17 protein-coding genes are annotated in these 17,494 nt (G+C 69.1%); 8 read left to right on the top strand and 9 right to left on the bottom strand.

Annotation, left to right across the window (positions count from 1 at the left end; translation table 11 throughout):
• Window positions 1-15 precede the first annotated feature (15 nt).
• On the bottom strand, window positions 16-732 hold the full coding sequence (locus tag HUA74_RS12980; protein ID WP_174454781.1) for an alpha/beta hydrolase: 717 nt from the start codon (window positions 730-732) through the stop codon (window positions 16-18).
• 310 nt (window positions 733-1,042) lie between these two features.
• Between HUA74_RS12980 and HUA74_RS12975 the strand changes: the two genes are divergently transcribed.
• On the top strand, window positions 1,043-1,246 hold the full coding sequence (locus tag HUA74_RS12975; protein WP_141648459.1) for a hypothetical protein: 204 nt from the start codon (window positions 1,043-1,045) through the stop codon (window positions 1,244-1,246).
• A gap of 75 nt (window positions 1,247-1,321) precedes the next feature.
• Here the strand turns inward: HUA74_RS12975 and HUA74_RS12970 are convergent, their stop codons facing one another.
• Both HUA74_RS12970 and HUA74_RS12965 read right to left on the bottom strand, forming a co-directional pair.
• A complete protein-coding gene (locus tag HUA74_RS12970) occupies window positions 1,322-2,647 on the bottom strand; it encodes a TerB family tellurite resistance protein (protein ID WP_254625031.1) in 1,326 nt (441 codons plus the stop codon).
• A 225-nt stretch (window positions 2,648-2,872) separates the two neighbouring features.
• The gene (locus HUA74_RS12965; RefSeq protein ID WP_174454780.1) at window positions 2,873-3,733 is read right to left on the bottom strand and encodes a metal-dependent hydrolase; all 861 of its coding nucleotides are present in this window, start codon (window positions 3,731-3,733) and stop codon (window positions 2,873-2,875) included.
• Between the two features lie 228 nt (window positions 3,734-3,961).
• Here HUA74_RS12965 and HUA74_RS12960 point away from each other — a divergent pair, with 228 nt between their 5' ends.
• The 3 genes from HUA74_RS12960 (at window position 3,962) to HUA74_RS12950 (ending at window position 7,535) form a co-directional block, all read left to right on the top strand.
• A complete protein-coding gene (locus HUA74_RS12960) occupies window positions 3,962-5,818 on the top strand; it encodes an HSP90 family protein (RefSeq protein WP_174454779.1) in 1,857 nt (618 codons plus the stop codon).
• Window positions 5,818-6,936 (top strand): hypothetical protein, encoded by a 1,119-nt coding sequence (locus tag HUA74_RS12955; RefSeq protein WP_174454778.1) that lies wholly within the window; start codon window positions 5,818-5,820, stop codon window positions 6,934-6,936. The genes HUA74_RS12960 and HUA74_RS12955 overlap by 1 nt, the downstream gene beginning before the upstream one ends.
• Before the next feature lie 308 nt (window positions 6,937-7,244).
• Complete coding sequence (locus HUA74_RS12950) at window positions 7,245-7,535, top strand: hypothetical protein (protein WP_174454777.1); 291 nt, start codon at window positions 7,245-7,247, stop codon at window positions 7,533-7,535.
• Window positions 7,536-7,633: 98 nt separating this feature from the next.
• Here HUA74_RS12950 and HUA74_RS12945 read toward each other — a convergent pair whose 3' ends face one another.
• The 6 genes from HUA74_RS12945 to HUA74_RS12920 all read right to left on the bottom strand — a co-directional run bounded on the left by HUA74_RS12945 (window position 7,634) and on the right by HUA74_RS12920 (window position 15,500).
• A complete protein-coding gene (locus HUA74_RS12945; protein WP_174454776.1) occupies window positions 7,634-10,030 on the bottom strand; it encodes a Tex family protein in 2,397 nt (798 codons plus the stop codon).
• Between the two features lie 45 nt (window positions 10,031-10,075).
• A complete protein-coding gene (locus tag HUA74_RS12940; protein ID WP_174454775.1) occupies window positions 10,076-10,621 on the bottom strand; it encodes a GNAT family N-acetyltransferase in 546 nt (181 codons plus the stop codon).
• 131 nt (window positions 10,622-10,752) lie between these two features.
• Window positions 10,753-10,917: a class I lanthipeptide gene (locus HUA74_RS12935; protein WP_174454774.1), complete on the bottom strand. Its 165-nt coding sequence runs from the start codon at window positions 10,915-10,917 to the stop codon at window positions 10,753-10,755.
• Between the two features lie 206 nt (window positions 10,918-11,123).
• Entirely contained in the window at window positions 11,124-13,280 is a 2,157-nt protein-coding gene (locus tag HUA74_RS12930) for an alkaline phosphatase (protein ID WP_174454773.1), read from the bottom strand.
• A 237-nt stretch (window positions 13,281-13,517) separates the two neighbouring features.
• A complete protein-coding gene (recA, locus tag HUA74_RS12925) occupies window positions 13,518-14,609 on the bottom strand; it encodes a recombinase RecA (protein ID WP_141648877.1) in 1,092 nt (363 codons plus the stop codon).
• 117 nt (window positions 14,610-14,726) lie between these two features.
• The gene (locus HUA74_RS12920; RefSeq protein ID WP_174454772.1) at window positions 14,727-15,500 is read right to left on the bottom strand and encodes a hypothetical protein; all 774 of its coding nucleotides are present in this window, start codon (window positions 15,498-15,500) and stop codon (window positions 14,727-14,729) included.
• Window positions 15,501-15,584: 84 nt separating this feature from the next.
• Here HUA74_RS12920 and HUA74_RS12915 point away from each other — a divergent pair, with 84 nt between their 5' ends.
• The 4 genes from HUA74_RS12915 to HUA74_RS12900 are packed head-to-tail and all read left to right on the top strand — an operon-like array spanning window position 15,585 to window position 17,411.
• Complete coding sequence (locus HUA74_RS12915; protein WP_246137821.1) at window positions 15,585-16,187, top strand: RNA polymerase sigma factor; 603 nt, start codon at window positions 15,585-15,587, stop codon at window positions 16,185-16,187.
• Entirely contained in the window at window positions 16,184-16,660 is a 477-nt protein-coding gene (locus tag HUA74_RS12910; RefSeq protein WP_174454770.1) for an anti-sigma factor, read from the top strand. Before HUA74_RS12915 ends, HUA74_RS12910 begins: the two co-directional genes overlap by 4 nt.
• Complete coding sequence (locus tag HUA74_RS12905) at window positions 16,657-17,151, top strand: DUF3106 domain-containing protein (RefSeq protein ID WP_141648873.1); 495 nt, start codon at window positions 16,657-16,659, stop codon at window positions 17,149-17,151. The genes HUA74_RS12910 and HUA74_RS12905 overlap by 4 nt, the downstream gene beginning before the upstream one ends.
• The gene (locus HUA74_RS12900; RefSeq protein WP_371817231.1) at window positions 17,148-17,411 is read left to right on the top strand and encodes a hypothetical protein; all 264 of its coding nucleotides are present in this window, start codon (window positions 17,148-17,150) and stop codon (window positions 17,409-17,411) included. Before HUA74_RS12905 ends, HUA74_RS12900 begins: the two co-directional genes overlap by 4 nt.
• The last annotated feature ends 83 nt before the right edge of the window (window positions 17,412-17,494 follow it).

Here is a 17,494-nt window from a genome sequence, read left to right as displayed (position 1 = left end):
AGAAGGTCCCCGTCGTCACACGGCTCCGTCCTGTTCGCCCGTCCACTCCAGAACTCCGGGGCCCGCCGCGGCGCGGAAGCAGTCGGAGAACCAGGCCGTGGCCATGCGCCCAGCGGAGGCGAGCGGGACTGGCTCGGGAAAACCCCGCGAGGCGCCGTCGAGCAACTGGAGCGCCTTGCGTGTCTTCGGAGGGAGCCTGTCGAACACACCCCGGACCAGCGACACCCGGTCCGCGTCGTCGCCCGCACCGATGAGCAACGTGGGCACCCGCACGTCCGCGAGGAGCGCACCGGCCTTGTCGGGTCGGCCGCCCAACGTCACCACGGCCTGCACGCCTCCGGGCTGATGCGCGGCGGCCACGAACACGGCGGCCGACCCCAGACCCGTGCCGAGGTAGCCCACCGGAAGCAACGAGAGGCTCTCGTCACGCTGGAGCCAGTCGCGAGCCACCTCCAACCGGTGCGCGATGAGCTCCACGTGAGAGCCCTGTCGCAGCGTCCAGTCCTCGGCCAGCTCCTCGTCCGCGGTGCGCAACTCCAGCCACAGCGTCGCGAGCCCCGCCGCATGCAGGACACCCTGGAGACCACTGCCGCCGCCGTTCGCGTCGGCTCGCGGCGAGTCCGCATCTCCCGCGAGGATGACGAGCCCGCTCGCTCGCTCGGGAACGATGAGCCGCCCCGAGAGCAGACGTCCGCCCACGCCCACCTCCACGTCACGCTGGTGTACGCGCATCGACACGCCTCCCGCGAAAAGCAGGCCACCGCATGGGCCCGGGTCCGCCCGGTAAAGCTGGGACCCGTCCGCGCTTCTGGCAGCACCCTCTCTCGAAGAAACAGGGCAGCCCGGCGGGCGGGCGCTCGACGTGTCCCAGGCCCCGACAAGGTGAACGGCCGTTCCCCGAGGTCTCGCGACAACCATTCCCGAGCGGCTCGGATGGCATCGAAAAGACAAACATCCCTGACCGCCTGTATCCGGCCGGAAATGAGCCCCCGGTCAACCGGGTAGCCCTCCCGCGCGGAACCCTCCGCGCATGGGAGGAAACATGCGTCGAATCATGATGAGCGCGGCACTGATGGTGGGACTGGGCGGAGGCTTCAGCGTGGGAGCAAACCCGTTGCCGACTGAATCCGCGGGACCGACCCTCCCGGGCATCTGCAGCAGGAGCTTGTGCCAGCACCAATGCAGCCTGTCGGGAGCCACCGGCACCTGCTTCAACGGGATGTGCATCTGCACCATCGACCTGTAGCGGGCCGGGCCCTCCGCACCGTTGAACACGGAGTCCGCAGCCAGGGCGTCGCCACCTCGCGCCCTGGTGCTGTCCCTACCCTGCTTCGCGCTCCGGCCCGTAGTCCTCCGCGTCGTCCGGGAAGGGCGCGGGCGCCTCGTCCTGGAACGAGCTGGGCAGCAGGCTGAACGGCAACAACTTGGCCAGCGCGGCCAGGAGCAGGAAGCCTCCAGGCGCCGCGAAGATGGCGAGCGCGGGAATGGCCTTGGCCACGTCGATGAGCTGCGCGCGCATGCGGTGCCGCTCGTCCTCCGTGAGCTTCTGCCGCCGCGCCAGCTTCGCCACCAGCACCGCCAGGTCGCCCGTCTCGCGGACCTCCTGCATCAGCCGGTAGAAGTTCTTCTCCAGCGTCTCCTGCATGCCGGCGACCATGTCGTCGCCCATGGCGCTCGCCGCGTCCCTCACGGTGAACACATCCACGATGGAGCGGTGGCGCGCATAGAACTCCGCCATCTCCAGCTCCAGCCGCCGCAGCTCCTCTTTCGGCACGTGCAGCGCGTCCGCCAGCTCGTCGATGAAGGCCCGCTCGCGCCGCGTGCGCCGGCCATCCACCAGCGCAGCCAACAGCGTCTGCTCCAGCAGGAAGTGCCGCATGTCCACGCTGCGCACCTGGCGCACCACGTCCCGCACGGAGCGCCGTCGCTCGAAGGACTGCTTCACCGCCGCCTTCAGCTCGGAGGCCATCGCCGCCGGCAATTTCAAATCCTCCACCTGCTTGAGGATGGCCCGCCGCGCGGGTGTGCCCGGCTGCCGGTCCACACACGCCAGCCCCGTCAGCACGTCCACCAGCAGCGCCTTCTGCTTCGCCGCGAAGTCGGAGCGCCGCCGCACCTGCTCCTTCAACAACCGCCCGCTCGCGAAGTAGTCGATGGCCTGCCGGCAGAACAGCTGCGCGTCCGCGTACTGCGCGCCGTTGTGCAGCACCAGCCCGTACACCGGGTCTCCGGCCAACGTGGGCTCGCGCTTGCGCAGCGCCACCTCCACCTTCGCCACCTGCCGCTTCGTCACCGGCTTGCCCGCCGCGAGCTGCTCGGCCAGCGTCGACGCCAGCTCCAGCTCGCCGGACAACACCGCGAAGAGGACCAGCAGCTGCTCGCCCCGAGGCCCGGCCGGCGCACCCACGTGCCGCGCCAGCTCCAGCGCCAGCGTCGCCAGCGTCCGCACCACCGCGTGGAAGAGCTGATCCTCCAGCGCCCGCGCATGCAGCTCCGTGTCCGGACCCGCCTCCAGGGACTCGGGAGGGTCCGCCGGCGTGCCGTACAAGAGCCCACTGGCGCGAAGGGTGCGCCGCAGGTACGCCCGGGCACGGGCGCGTCCCGAGCCCAGATGCAAGGCGGTCTCCTCCGAAGCGGGCGTGCCCATGTGAGCGGCGACCGCTTCATTGAGGAGCGGAGTGAGCCACCCCGCCTTGCTGAAATCCAACACCGGAACACCCCCGGACCCGCCTCGTGACGGTCCGCCGGATGTAACCCACCCGCCCCCGGGATTCCACCCACCCTTCGGGGGATTGACCGCCCGGAGTCAGCGGCCTCAGAACCGGGACTTCTACGGTCCCGGAAGAGTGCCGCCCCGGACGAAAAGCCCGGCCTACAGCGCCGTGGACTTCCCGGGCTCCAGGTCCATCACCTTCGCCGCGCCGCGCAGCTTCTTCAGCTCGCCCTTGAGCGCGTCCGGGTTGCCCTGGAGCAGCGGGAAGGTGCCGTAGTGCATGGGGACAATCGTCTGCGCCTTCAACAGCCGCGCCGCCTGCGCCGCCTCCGCGGGGCCCATGGTGAAGTGCCCGCCGATGGGCAGCATCGCCACGGTGGGCTTGAACTGGGTGGCGATGAGGGACATGCCCTCGAAGGGACCGGTGTCACCCGCGTGGTACAGGGTGGGACCCTTCTCGATTTGAATCACGTACCCGAGCGGCGCGCCCGCGTAGTGCGACGGGCCCTTGGGGTCCGACTGGTAGCTGCTGGAGTGCACCGCCTGCACCAGGTGGATGGTGGCGTCCTTCACCTGGAACGTCCCGCCCGCGTTGGCGCCCACCGACTGCGCTTCGGGCAGGCCCAGCAGGTTCACCAGCTCGAACGAGCCGAACACCTTCGCGCCCGTCTTCTGCGCCAGCGCCTTCGTCTCGCCCACGTGGTCGAAATGGCCGTGGCTGACGAGGATGGCGTCGAGCGCCTCCGGCTGCGCGGTGTCCTTGGGCGCCTTGGGGTTGGTGAGCCACGGGTCGATGGCAATCACCGCGCCCCCCGGGGTGCGGATGACGAACGCCGCGTGGCCCCACCACGTCACCTCCGTCTTGCCCTTCGCCACGGCCGGAGCCTTCACCGCCTCCGCCTTCTTCGGCGCCGCCGCGCCCTGGGCCGGGGTGCCCTGCGCCGGAGCGCCCTGTGCATGGGCCACCCCCGCGAACGTCACCAGCGCACCCACCGCGACTGCCACGAGCTCGTTCCGCATGGTTGTCCTCTCTCGGGTCGAAAAATCACGACGTGACGCCGGGGGCCCTCACGGCACGCCCCGGCCGAGCCGCCGCTTGGCACTGTCCGGGCGGCCATTCAAGGGCCTGGGCGAATCGCCTGCCCCTGGGGCGACAGATGCCTCGGCGGCCGGGTCGCCGCAATCTCGAAAACCGCAGGAGGTTCCTTCCCCGCCCAGGCCGTCCCCTGGGCTAACGTCGGGACAGCCGTGGACCACCGATTCCAAGTCAGCCTCCGCGGGGTCATCGACCTCCTGTCCCACCACCTCTACAGCTCCCCGGGCGTCTACCTCCGAGAGCTGCTCCAGAACGCCACCGACGCCATCCGCGCCCGGCAGCACCTGGAACCGGAACACCAAGGCACCGTCCGCCTCGAGCTGGTGGAGAAACAGGATGGCGGGCCTCCCACCCTCGTCTTCAGCGACGACGGCGTCGGACTGACGGAAGAAGAAATCCACCGCTTCCTGGCCACCATCGGCGAGTCCTCCAAGCGCGAGGCCCTGGAAGACCGGCGCAAGGACTTCATCGGCCAGTTCGGCATCGGCCTCCTGTCGTGCTTCATGGTCTGCGACGAGCTGCTGCTGGTGACTCGCTCGGCGCGCGGGGATGGACGCACGCTGGAGTGGCGCGGCCGGCACGACGGCACGTACGCCGTGCGGGTATCCGAGCACCCGCTGGAGCGGCCGGGCACCCAGGTGTTCCTCGTCGCTCGCGCGGACATGGTGGAGTGGTTCGCCCCGGAGCGGCTGCGCCAGCTCGGCCGGCACTACGGCGGCCTGCTGCCCTTCCCCATCCAGCTCACCGTGGGCGCGGAGCAGGAGCGACTGGACCTGGATGGCGCGCCCTGGCGCCGCGACTACGAGAGCGCGAGCGAGCGGCGCAAGGCGATGCTGGAGTACGGGCGCGAGGTCTTCGAGACGGACTTCATCGACTGCATCCCGCTGCGCTCGCAGGCGGGAGACGTGGACGGAGTGGCCTTCGTGCTCCCGGCCTCACCGCACTTCAACTCCAAGCAGAAGCACCGCGTGTACCTGAAGCACATGCTCTTGTCGGAGAGCGCGGAGAACCTGCTGCCGGAGTGGGCGTTCTTCGTGAAGTGCGTGGTGAACGCCAACGCGCTGCGCCCCACCGCCAGCCGCGAGTCCTTCTACGAGGACGGCGCGCTCGCCCAGGCGCGCGAGGCCCTGGGCCACGGGCTGCGCAAGTACCTGGTGGACCTGGCGCACGAGGACCCGCGCGCACTGCAGCGGCTGATTGGCCTGCACGGGCTGAGCATCAAGGCCCTGGCGCTAGACGATGACGACTTCTACCGGCTGGTGATTGGCTGGCTGCCCTTCGAGACGTCGCTGGGGGTGACGACGCTGGCGGAGTACCGGCGCGCCTACCCGGTGGTGCGCTTCACTGCGACGCTGGACGGATTCCGTCAGGTGGCGCGCGTGGCGGGGGCGCAGGGTCTGTGCATCATCAACGCGGCGTACACGCACGACGCGGCGCTCCTGGAGAAGCTGCCGCACGTGGTGGAGGGCGCGCAGGTGGAGCCCTTCTCCGCGGCGGACCTGCCGCAGAGCTTCGAGGAACTGACGATGGACGAGCGCGACGCGGTCTTCCCGCTGTTGCGCACGGCCGAGCAGGTGCTGGCCCCGTTCCACTGCGGCGTGGTGGTGAAGAAGTTCTTCCCGGCGGAGGTGCCCACGCTCTACAGCGCGGACGAGGAGGGCTCCTTCCGACGTGACGCCGAGCGCGCGCGGGACGAGTCCGACGACCTCTACGCGAGCGTGCTGGAGGGGGTCATGGCGGCGGCGGGCGGCGAGCCGGCGCAGCTGTGCTTCAACCTGCACAACCCGGTGGTGCGGCGGCTTTCGGCGGTGACGGACCGGAACATGATGAAGCTGTCGGTGGAGATGCTCTACGTGCAGGCGTTGCTGCTGGGTCAGCACCCGTTGAACGCGCAGGAGATGACGCTGCTCAACCAGGGGTTGCTGGGGCTCATCTCCGCGCAGCTCGGCACGGGAGGCTCGGGCGGCGGAGAGGGTGACGGGGGCGTGGGCTCGGGAGGGCTGCACTGATGGCCGGCGACTGGCGCGAGGAGGCCCAGGCGCTGTGGGACCGGGCGGGCAAGCAGAAGTCGAGCGAGAGCAAGGTGAAGCTACTGGAAGAGGCGGTGCGGATGGCCGACTCCCACGGCGACGTGGACATGGGCTATCAGCTCCGCGACGACCTCATCGACGCGGCGACCTTCGGGGGCTACCCGGACAAGGCGCTGGTGGCCTTCGCGTGGTGCCGGGGCCAGCAGAAGAAGGACCCGGAGCGCTTCGAGCCGGAGGGCCTGCTCTGGAAGCAGAAGTGGGTGGTGGGGCGCATCAAGGAGTTCCCCCACATCTCGCGCAAGCAGATTACCGACGCGCTGGACGACATCGAGCAGTGCTTCACCAAGGTGGACGCCGGCAAGCGCTCGGTGCTGAAGCTGCGCTACCAGACGGCGCGGGACATGGGCGACGACGCGGCGGAGGTGGACCGGTTGTGGGCCTCCTGGCTCGCGACGCCCAGGGACCACCTGACGGACTGCCGCGCGTGCGAGCTGGATGACGAACTGGACCACCACGTCGAGAAGGGCGAGTGGGAGCAGGCGCTGCGCAAGGCGAAGCCCATCCTGGAGGGGCGGGTGAAGTGCGCGGAGATTCCGCACCTCACGCTGGGCACGCTCTTGTATCCGCTGTTCAAGCTGGGCGAGCTGGAGCGGGCGGCGGAGATGCATCGCCGGGGCTACAGCCTGACGTCGAAGAACCGCGACTTCCTGGCCACGGTGGGCGACCACATCGAGTTCCTCACGCTGACGGGGAACCTGGCGCGAGGGCTGGCGCTGCTGGAGAAGCACCTGGAGTGGACGCTGGACCACGGGAGCTTCAATGACCGCTTCATCTTCCTCGTGGCGGCGACGTTCCTCCTGGAGCGCGTGAAGGCCACGGGAGACCGGGACGTGGTGAGCCTGCGGCTGACCAAGGCATTCCCGGAGCACCGCGCCGACGGCGGGTACGAAGTGAAGGCGCTGCACGCGTGGATGCTCAAGCAGGCGAAGGACATCGCCACGCGCTTCGACACGCGCAACGGCACGGACCGCTACGCGCGGCGGCTCGCGCGAATCCAGCGGCTCGCGGAAGAAGTGCGCGAGCACCCGCTCGATTGACGCACGGCGTGACGCGGGCTGCCCTTAGGGGGCCCGCGGACGCGCACGCGGCCCGAACCGGAATTGACCGAAATCCGGATTTTGCCGCATTGCGTCTGTGAATAAGGCATCAGTCCTTGCGAGTCATTGCGGGCTTCGCACTTCCATCCCATGGACTTTCACATATCAATAGCGCGCGCCCATCCCAGGCGCCCCGACGGATGCTTGCCATTCCGCCGGACCCTCGAAGTCAGACAGGACGCACCATGCATCTCGTAAGGCTTTCCCTCCTGACGGTGTTCGCAGTGGTCGCTACGGCTTGTGGTGGTATGGAGTTGGGCGAGGGAGGCACGACGGAGCCCGTCACGCCGCCCGCCCAGGAGCAGATGTCGCCCGACACGACGTCGGAGGACGGCAACAACGTCAGCGCGTTCGCCGCCTGTAGTGGCTATGACGGCAACAACTACTGCTTCGCGGAATGCAACGACACCATCAACTACTGGTACGTGGTTGGACATGTCTCCACGGTCGGCTACGGCAACTGCGCCTCGGCGGCGTTCGCCTTCTGCAGGTCCATTGGCTACAACGGCCACAATGGCGCCTGCTGGGGTTACCCCTAGCCGTCAGCCATTGACGCCACACGCATAGACAGACGTCACGCCCCGCCAAGGTCCACCGGCGGGGCGTACTTCCAGGCGTCTCGACAGCCCCCTGCCAATCAGCGCTTGAGGTTCTTGAACGGGTTGTTGAACGGCTCCGGGCCCTTCTTGTCCTTGTCGCTCCCGCCCGAACCCGGCCGCTGACCTCCAGGCTGCGAGCCCGCGCCCTGCCCGCCCGGACGCGCACCGGAAGCCCCCTTCCCTCCGCCACCCGAGCCCGAGGGCCATTCTCCGCCCCGGTCCGTCATCCGCCCCGCGCCCGACGCGCCACCCACGGCGGGTCGGCCCGAAGGCTGCGGCGTGCCGCCCTCCTGCGCCGCGCGCACCGACAGCGCCAGTCGCTTGCGCTGCAAATCCACGGTGAGCACACGCACCGTCAGCCGGTCCCCCACCTTCACCACCTCGGAGGGGTCCTTCACGAACTTCGTCGAAATCTGGGACACGTGGACAAGGCCATCCTGGTGCACGCCCACGTCCACGAAGGCGCCGAACGCGGTGACGTTCGTCACCACACCCTGGAGCACCATGCCCTCCTTCACGTCCTCCAGCGTGCGCAGGTCGTCCCGCATCACCGGTGCGGTGAAGTCGCCGCGAGGGTCCCTGCTCGGCTTCTCCAGCTCCGCGAGGATGTCCTTCAGCGTCAGCTCTCCCAGGTCCGGGCCCAGGTAGCGCTTGGGGTCGATTTTCCGCACCAGCGCGGCGTTCCCCACGAGCGAGCCCACCTCCACGCCCAGGTCCTTCGCCATGCGCTCCACCACCGAGTAGCGCTCCGGATGCACCGCGCTCGAGTCCAGCGGCTCCGGCCCTCGCACGCGCAGGAAGCCCGCCGCCTGTTCGAACGTCTTGGGCCCCAGGCCGCTCACCTTCAGCAACTCCCGCCGCGTGGTGAAGCGCCCCTTCGAGGCCCGGTGCGCCACCAGCTTCTTCGCCAGCGACGGGCCCACGCCGGACACGTGCTCCAGCAACTGCGGTGAGGCGGTGTTCACATCCACGCCCACCGCGTTCACGCACGAGTCCACCACCTCGCCCAGCTTCTTCTTCAGGAGCCCCTGGTCCACGTCGTGCTGGTACTGCCCGACGCCGATGCTCTTCGGGTCTATCTTCACCAGCTCCGCGAGCGGGTCCTGCAAGCGCCGGCCAATGGACACCGCGCCCCGCAGGCTGACGTCCATTTCCGGGAACTCGTCACGGGCCACCTCGGACGCCGAGTAGATGGACGCGCCCTGCTCGCTCACCGACACCACCGGCACCTGCGAACCCAGGGCCTTCAGCGTGTCGCGAACGAAGGTCTCCGCCTCGCGGCTGCCCGTCCCGTTGCCTACCGCGATGAGCTCCGGCTTGTGCTTCTGCACCACGGCCGACAGCAGCTTCGCCGCGCGCACCCGCTCGTCCGCGCCGCGCTCCGAGTAGAGCGTCACCGTCTCCGCCACGCTGCCCGTGTTGTCCAGCATGGCCAGTTTGATTCCCGTGCGCAGGCCCGGGTCCAACGCGAGCACCGCGCGCGCGCCCGCCGGAGCGGTGAGCAGCAGGTGCCGCAGGTTCTCCCCGAAGACGCCAATGGCGCCCTTGTCCGCGCGCTCCTTCAGCTCCGCGCGCAGCTCCGACTCCAGCGACGGCCCCAACAGTCGCTCCCAACTGTCATCCACCGCGGCGCGCAGCTCCGAGGCGAAGAGGGACTGTGGCTTCGTCACCACGCGCCCACCGAGCAGCGCCTTCACCTCGTCATCCGGCATGTGGAGCTTCACCTTCAACACGCCCTCCTCCTCACCGCGCAAGAGCGCCAGCACGCGGTGCGACGGGGCCTGGGACAGGGGCTCCTCGTGGCCGTAGTAGTTCTCGAACTTGGTGGGCTCGTTCTTCTTCGCGGGCACCACGTCCGAGCGCAGCGTGCCCCGCTTCGCGCACACCTCGCGCGTCGCGCGGCGCAGACCCGCGTCCTCGCTCACCCGCTCCGCGCAGATGTCGCGCGCGCCCGCGAGCGCCGCCGCCAGGTCCGGCACCTCTTTCTCCGCGTTGACGAAGGGGCGCACCTTCGCGTCCGCGTCCTCGCCCCGCTTCCCCTCCTGCTTCCACAGGAGGTCCGCCAGGGGCTCCAGCCCTTTCTCCCGAGCGATGGCCGCGCGCGTGCGGCGCTTGGGCTTGTACGGCAGGTACAGGTCCTCCAGCTCGGTGCGCGTCTTGGCCGCCTTGAGCGCCTTCGCCAGCTCCGGCGTCAACTTCCCCTGCTCCTCCACGGAGCGCAGAATCGTGTCGCGGCGCGAGTCCAGCTCGGTGCGCTCGGAGGCCTTGTCGAGGATGGTCTGGATTTGAACCTCGTCCAGCCCTCCTGTGACTTCCTTGCGATAGCGCGCGATGAAGGGAACGGTGGCTCCGTCGGCGTTCAGCGCCAGGGTGCGGTCCACCTGCTCGGGCCGGAGCCCCAGCTCCTGCGACAACTCAGCGGCGTAGGCGTGCATGACGCCCCTTCTATAACCCGGTCCCCACGCGGCTCCCAGCGCACGTCACCCGCGCTGTCGGGACTCCCACTCAGAGCGCAACAGTCCCCAATATTGCTGGTCCTTGCGCTCCCCGCGCAGCATGCAGTGCCCGCGCATCGTCCCCTCCAGCGTGAAGCCCAGCTTGCGCGCCACGCCCTGGGACGCCAGGTTCTCCGACAGCGTCGTCAGCCACACCCGCTCCAGGAAGGGCAAGGTGAAGAGGCGCTCCAGCATCATCCCCACCGCGCGCGAGCCCAACCCGCGCCCGTGGTACGCCTCCGACAGCATGTAGCCCAGCTGCGCCCGGCCATGCTCCCGGGACACGTCCCGAGCGGACACTGTGCCCACCCACGCATCCCGGTACCGCACGAACCAGCGAAACCCCTTCGCCCGAGGCTCCTCCAGCGAGCTCGCCTCCAGGATGCGCTTCACCAGCGTCTCCGGCGAGTCCTCCTCGGTGTCCACGTAGCGCCGCGCGGCGGCTTCCGCGCGCAGCGACATCCAGAAGTCCACATGCTCGGGCCGGGCGGGAACGAGGTGGAGGTCCGAAGCCGAGGAGCCAGTCGTCATGGCCCGACTTCTAACGCGTTCCACCTCGGAGGACTGCCTCCGCGGCAGCGCCCCTCGCTCCGCCGGAGAGCCGCCGACCTCAAGGCCAGCGGCGCTCGTGCCTCGAAGGGCCCTACGGAGTCACGCCGACGTCAGTCGGCGTTTGAGGCGATGATGGTGGCGATGATGATGACGGGGATGGTGATGGCAGGCGTAGTCCCGCCCACCGCCCCCTCGAGCTGCCCCAGCTGATTCACGTCCAGGGTGCGAAGGGTCTCCTTCTTCAGCGACAGCTTCTTGATGCTTTGCGCAGTCATGGCGTCTCCGAGTCCTGGTGAATGCAACACACCGCACCGAGCCCCTTGGCTCGGCCATTCGTCAGGTTAGACGGACGCCGAATCCCGCACACCTGGGTGCGAAGACACTCACGCCCGAGACGCGGCGAGGGCCGCCACCGGAGCGTCCTGGCTCCCGGCGCGGCCCTCGTCACCCCCCTCGCGTGGCGAGAGTGAGTGTCACGTCATCAGAGTTTGGTAATCGTCCCGTTCTCGATGCGGAAGTCCACGCGAGTGAACTTCGCCGCGAGCTCGCTGTCCGTCTTGAACGAGTAGTCCTTGGCCACCTCGGAGCTGGGGATGAGGTGGTAGGAGGCCAGCGCCTGCGTGCCCTTGAGCTCCATCACCACGAAGCCGTGCTCATCACCATTGACGTAGCGCATGCCCGGGTTGGAGGCCATGAGCGATTCGTTCAGCTGCGTGACGACGTACTTGTAGATGGGGCTGTTGGGCGCGTAGCCCGCGCCGAAGACGGCCAGACCCGCCAGCTCCTTGATGGAGCCGGAGGTAATCGCGGGCGCCGTCAGCGTGGGAACGCCCGACTCCTCCGACGCGAACGACGCGTGGATGTCGCCGGAGATGAACATCGCGTTCTTCACCTGGTTCGCCCGGACGAACGCCAGCAACTCCTCCTTCTTCGTGGGGAAGCCGTCCCACTGGTCCACGCTGAAGTAGAACGCCTGACGCAGCGTCGCTTCACCGATGTCCGGCTTGTCGGACAGGTCGAACACCATGGACGTCATCGACACGGAGCTGACGACAATCTTCCAGGTGTTGGTCGCCTGCAGCTGCGTCTGGAGCCACGCCTGCTGGGTCTGGCCGAGCACGTCCTCCGTCGCCCCCTGCGAGGCCCCATAGGTGAGGCGCGAGAACAGGTCGTAGATGGGCTTCACCACGATGTAGCGCGAGCCCTGGATGCCGAACAGGCCCGCCTTGCCCATGTGCACGTAGGCCAGACCCCGGGGCGCGCCCGTCGCGGAGAGCAGCGGAATCGCCGGCTGCTGCGCCGCCACGCGCGCGGTGTTCACCGCCGTCAGCACCTGGTTGACGTAGAAGAGCGACTGACCGCCCTTCACCCATGACCCGGCCTTCTCCGTGGCCTCCGCCTGGGTGAGGCCCGCGCCCATCGCCTGCTGCACGTACGCGCCCTGCAACACCGCCTTCTGCACGGCGTGCTCCGCCGCGTCGATGTCCACGTAGGCGAACGTCTCCGACTGGAGCAGCGCCTGCACCGGCGCGGGCAGGTTCGGCAGCGCCACGGCCAGCAACTGCGCGGGCACCGCCACCCGGCCCGGGTACGCGTCCTCGGGGATGAGGTGGTCCGGACGGAAGGTGCGGTAGTCGGCCACCGCCAGCTTCAGCGCCTTGCCGAACTCGAAGTCACGGTAGACGCGCGTGTTCGGGTACACCGGCGCGGCCGCCGGGTCCATGGCGCCCTCCGCCGAGTTCGTGTTGTCCAGCGGGATGTACTCGAAGAAGGCCCGCTCCGAGTTCTGCTTGCGCTCCAACTGCAGCTCCGACGCGCGCCCATCCAGGTACGTCGCGTTGGGCCCCCAGCTGTCGTCGGAGAACTCGTGGTCGTCCCAGATGACGATGAACGGGTAGCGCTCGTGGACCTTCTGGATGATTTTGTCCGTGCGCAGCGTCTTGTAGAGGTCGCGGTAGTTGGACAGCGAGTTGGCCGCGAAGAAGGCCCTCAGCCCCGTGCCCACCTTCAGCGCCTTCTCCGGCTCGCTGAACTTCACCGTCCGGGTGTCGCCGCCCGACTGGAAGGACGGGTCGCCCGTCGTCTCGTAGACGTAGTCGCCGAGGAACACGACGAAGTCCAGGTCCTCGTCGAGCTGCAGCAGCCGCTGCCACGCGTTGTAGTAACGGCCGATGTAGTCCTGGCAGCTGGCGAAGGCGAACTTCACCGCCACGTCGTCCCCGGCCGCCGGCGCCGTGCGGGTGCGGCCCGTCGCCGTCGTGTACTTCTGCCCGCCCGTCTCGAAGGTGAAGCGGTAGTAGTACGTCGTGCGCGGCGACAGGTTCGTCACCTTCACCTTCAGCGCATGGTCATTCGCCACCAGCGCCGTGAAGCTCCTGTCCAACACCAGGCTCGAGAAGCTCTCGCTCGTCGACACCTCCAGCCGCACCGGCGCATCCGCGCCCGCGTTGTCGGGGTTCACCGCGCGCACCCACAACACCACGCTGTCCGGACGCGGATCTCCCGAACAGATGGACTGAGGGAAGTACTTCGCACCGTCATGGGTCTGCGTGTCGTCGTCGGAACAGCCGAATGAGGTGCTTGCCGCGACGGCAACCACGGCCTGCAGGAAGCTGCGACGCTTCAATCTGTCGAACAAGGCGGGACTCCCGAAATGGAGCGCGGGTGAAGGACCAGCGCGCGCGAGTCTACGGCCCTCGTCCATCACTCCGGAAACATCCCCGCCACGCCTCCGACACAACGCACCGTGTCAGCACTCCGCGACGCATGCGACTCACGCGGCCCGCATGAAACACGACGGGGCTGCCCTCGACTGGAGAGGACAGCCCCGAACGGCGTGTCGAGAGGCGGCTCGCGAGGAGCCGCCGTCACCGACTCACTTCACGGCCTTCACGCGCGGGCGCTTCTCGGTGGTGGCCTCGGCGGGAGCCTCCTCCGCGGCGGGAGCGGCGGCGGCGCCCGGGCCCTTCGCGATGCCGTACTTCTCCAGCACGCGCGCCTCAATCTCCTTCGCCACCTCCGGGTGCTCCCGCAGGTAGTCCTTCGCGTTCTCACGGCCCTGACCGATGCGCTCTCCATTGAAGGAGAACCAACTGCCGCTCTTCTCCACGATGTTGTCGTTGGAGGCCAGGTCGATGAGGTCGCCCTCACGGGAGATGCCCGAGCCGTACATGATGTCGAACTCGACCTCCTTGAACGGAGGGGCCACCTTGTTCTTCACGACCTTCACGCGGGTGCGGCTGCCCACCACGTTATCGCCGTTCTTGATGGCGCCGATGCGGCGGATGTCCATGCGCTGCGACGCGTAGAACTTCAGCGCGTTGCCGCCCGTCGTCGTCTCCGGGTTGCCGAACATCACGCCAATCTTCATGCGGATCTGGTTGATGAAGATGACGCACGTCTGGCTCTTGGAGATGGTGCCCGTGAGCTTGCGCAGCGCCTGGCTCATGAGGCGCGCCTGCACGCCCATGTGCGCATCGCCCATCTCGCCCTCGAGCTCCGCCTTGGGGACGAGCGCGGCCACCGAGTCCACCACCAGCACGTCGATGGCGCCCGAGCGCACCAGCATCTCCGCGATTTCGAGCGCCTGCTCACCGGTGTCCGGCTGGCTCAGGAGCAGGTCGTCGGTGCGCACGCCCAGCTTGCGCGCATAGCCCACGTCCAGCGCGTGCTCCGCGTCCACGTAGCCGCAGATGCCACCGCGCTTCTGCGCCTCCGCGACGATGTGGAGACACAGCGTCGTCTTGCCGGAGGACTCCGGTCCGAAAATCTCGATGATTCGGCCCTTCGGCACGCCGCCCACGCCCAAGGCGATGTCCAAGGAAATCGAGCCCGTCGAAATGGCCTGCACGTCGTGCATCAGCGGCTCGTCGTTGCCGAGCCGCATGATCGAACCCTTACCGAACTGGCGCTCCACCGCGGACATCGCCAGCTCGATCGCCTTTTCCTTCTCCTGATTCACGGCCATTTGACTTGAGCTCCTTGTATTGGCGAGCCACCCCGGCTCACCTGAACGCGCTTTTAGTACGCGATGGGTAGACCCTAGTCCACCCCTCTGACATCCGTGTTGCATCCTGTCGGTCAGCTAGCTCTCGCGGAGGGCAGCCAGGAGGACGGCGACCGCGCCTGCCACACCTGCCCACAGCCCCCCGGCGTGGCCGGCCGACCCCAGGGCCAACAGCAGCCCGTAGCCTGACACGAGGGCCAGCAGGCCCAGGCCCAGCCGGTACACGGGACTGCGAGGCGGGGCAAGCCACAAGGCCATCATCGCCATCACGCTCAGGCCCACCTGCAAGGTCACCGTGCCTTCGACGGTGCCCGGCCGCAGCAGCTCCTCGAGGACCTGGGCCAGCAGCCCGCCGGTGAGCACCGTGGCGGGCACTCCGGCCCCGAAATCGAAGACGCTCTTGCGGCCGCCGGGCCGGGCCGCGGTGTTGGCGCGCAGGTGCTTGAGGTCGTCGGGCTCGACTTCCAGGGCGTAGGGAAAGCCCAGGGACAGGAGCGCCTCCACCGCCACCGCGCGGCAGGAGCGCCCGTCGGCGTCCACCAGTCCGTCCAGCCTTCCGCCGTCGAGCAGCCGGTGCAGGGTGTCCGCCACCTGCCGCTCCCCGCCGCCAGTCCCCAACTGCTTCAGGACTTCATTGAGGCGCGCGGCCGCCTCGGGCCGCTCCGCCTGGGAGGCCCCCACGGCCTGCTCCACCCGCACCAGCAGGGGCAGGGGCAGCTCCACCGGAGGCGTGGGCCGTCCGGCCGCCTCTGACGGAGGAGGTGCCCAGGCGGCGAGGTCCGCCAGACGCTCCTCGTCCGCGCCCTCCTCGGGTCTGGAGCTGGGTGGATGTGTGCGCGTGGCGTCCGACACGGGGAGACTGTATCCACGGAGGCCCGCGCGGTTCAAAGAGACGGAGTCCGCAACTTCTTGCGGGCAACGGGGTTGAAGTCGACCGTGGACGTGGATTCGGACGCACAGGCGATGCTGAAGGTGGCCGCGGGGGACCGTCGGGCGTTCGCCTGGCTGTTCGACCGCTACCATGCGAGCGTGGCGCGTTTCGCCTTCCGCTTCGTGGGAGACAGGGAGCGCGCGGAGGAGCTGACGCAGGACATCTTCGTGAAGCTCTACCGCAACGCGAAGGCGTACCAGCCCACGGCGCGCTTCAAGACGTTCCTGTTCCGGGTGGCCACCAATCACTGCCTCAACGAAGTACGGCGCGGGGAGTACCGCGTGGCCCACACGTCCACCGAGGCGCCGGACGGCGAGGAGACCGGAGGCGTGGAGATGGCGGGGCCGGACGGCGACAGGCCGGACCAGGCGCTGGCGGGACGGGAGCTGGAGCAGGCGGTGGGCGACGCGCTCCGCGACATGAGTGACCGGGAGCGCGCGGCCTTCACCATGTGCCGCTTCGAGGGCATGGCCTACCGGGACATCGCGGAGGCGCTGGAGGCGAGCGAGTCCGCCGTGAAGAGCCTCATCCACCGGGCGACGCTGGCGGTGGCGCGCAGGATTGAAGAGCTGCAGGCGGGCACCGTGCCCGCGAGGAGCAGGGCATGAGCTGTCATTTCGAGGAAGACCTCACGGCCTACGTGGACGGCGAGCTGCCCGCGGCCCGCCGCGAGCAAGTCGCAGCCCACCTGGGCGGCTGCACCGGGTGCCGCGCGACGGAGGCGCTCCTGCGCCACACAGTGGCAAGGGTTGCGGAGTTGCCGGACTTCGTGCCCTCGGCGGACACGAGGCGCGCGGTGCTGGCGAAGCTGGATGCGCTGCCGGTGCCGTGGTGGGAGCGGCTGCGGACGTTGCTGCGCCCGGCGGTGCTGGTGCCCTCCGCGGGGCTGGCCGTGGCGGTGGGGCTGGCGCTGGTGGTGGTGGGGCCGGGCCCCGAGGCACCCGAGGAGCTGGAGGACCCGGCGGTGATGGAGCTGGCGGCGAACCTGGAGCTGGTCGAGGACTACGAGCTGTTGGGGCTCGACAGTCCCGAGGACCTGGAGGTCGTCGCGAGCCTCCACGAACTGGAGGTGGCGCAATGACGGGCCGGACGTGGATGGCGCTGGGCCTGGGGGTGGCGCTGCTGACGGGCGCGGCCGCGCGCGCGGAGACGGAGCGTCCGGCGACGGCCGCCGAGCGCTTCGAGAAGATGACGCCGGAGCAGAAGCAAGCGCTGCGCGGAAAGCTGCGCGAGTTCAAGTCGCTGCCGAAGGACGAGCAGACGCGCATTCGGGGCAACCTGGAGCGCTGGCGCAAGCTGCCCCCCGAGGAGCGCGAGCGGCTGCGCGCCAACCAGCGGGAGCTGCGCAAGCTCAACGTCGCCGAACGGCAGGCACTGCGTGAGCAGGCGCGCGAGCTGAGGAAGATGGACCCGGAGCGGCGCGCCGCGATGCGCCAGCGGATGAAGGCCTACCTGCGGGAGAACCCGGAGCGGCGCGAGCAGCTCATGGAGAACATGCGCCGCTGGCGGCAGATGACGCCCGAGCAGCGCCAGGAGATGCGGGAGCGCGTGCGCGAGAGGCGGCGCCGGTGAGCCCCGCCTCGCCGCTCGTGTTGTTCATGATGCTCCTGGCGGCCCCGGTGGCTCTTGGCGCGAGCCCGTCCGAAACGCCCGCCACCGAGGAAGCTCCCCTCCCCCCGGCCCCCGCCAGGACGCCGTCGCGTGAGCCCACCCGACCCGCGACAGCCCTGTCAGAGGAGGACCGCGAGGTGGTGGAGAACCTGGAGCTGCTGGAGAGCATGGACGCCGCCGAGGACCTGGAGCTGCTGATGGAGCTGGCCCAGCAGGACTGAGCGCTCCCCGCGCGGCACGAAGTCCTCTCGAAAACGACGAAAGCCCGAGTTCCCTCGAGGGGAACCCGGGCTTCGCGTACGTC

Source organism: Myxococcus sp. CA051A, assembly GCF_013336705.1.
GTDB lineage: Bacteria > Myxococcota > Myxococcia > Myxococcales > Myxococcaceae > Myxococcus > Myxococcus llanfairpwllgwyngyllgogerychwyrndrobwllllantysiliogogogochensis.
This window is presented reverse-complemented; position numbering and strand designations above follow the sequence as displayed.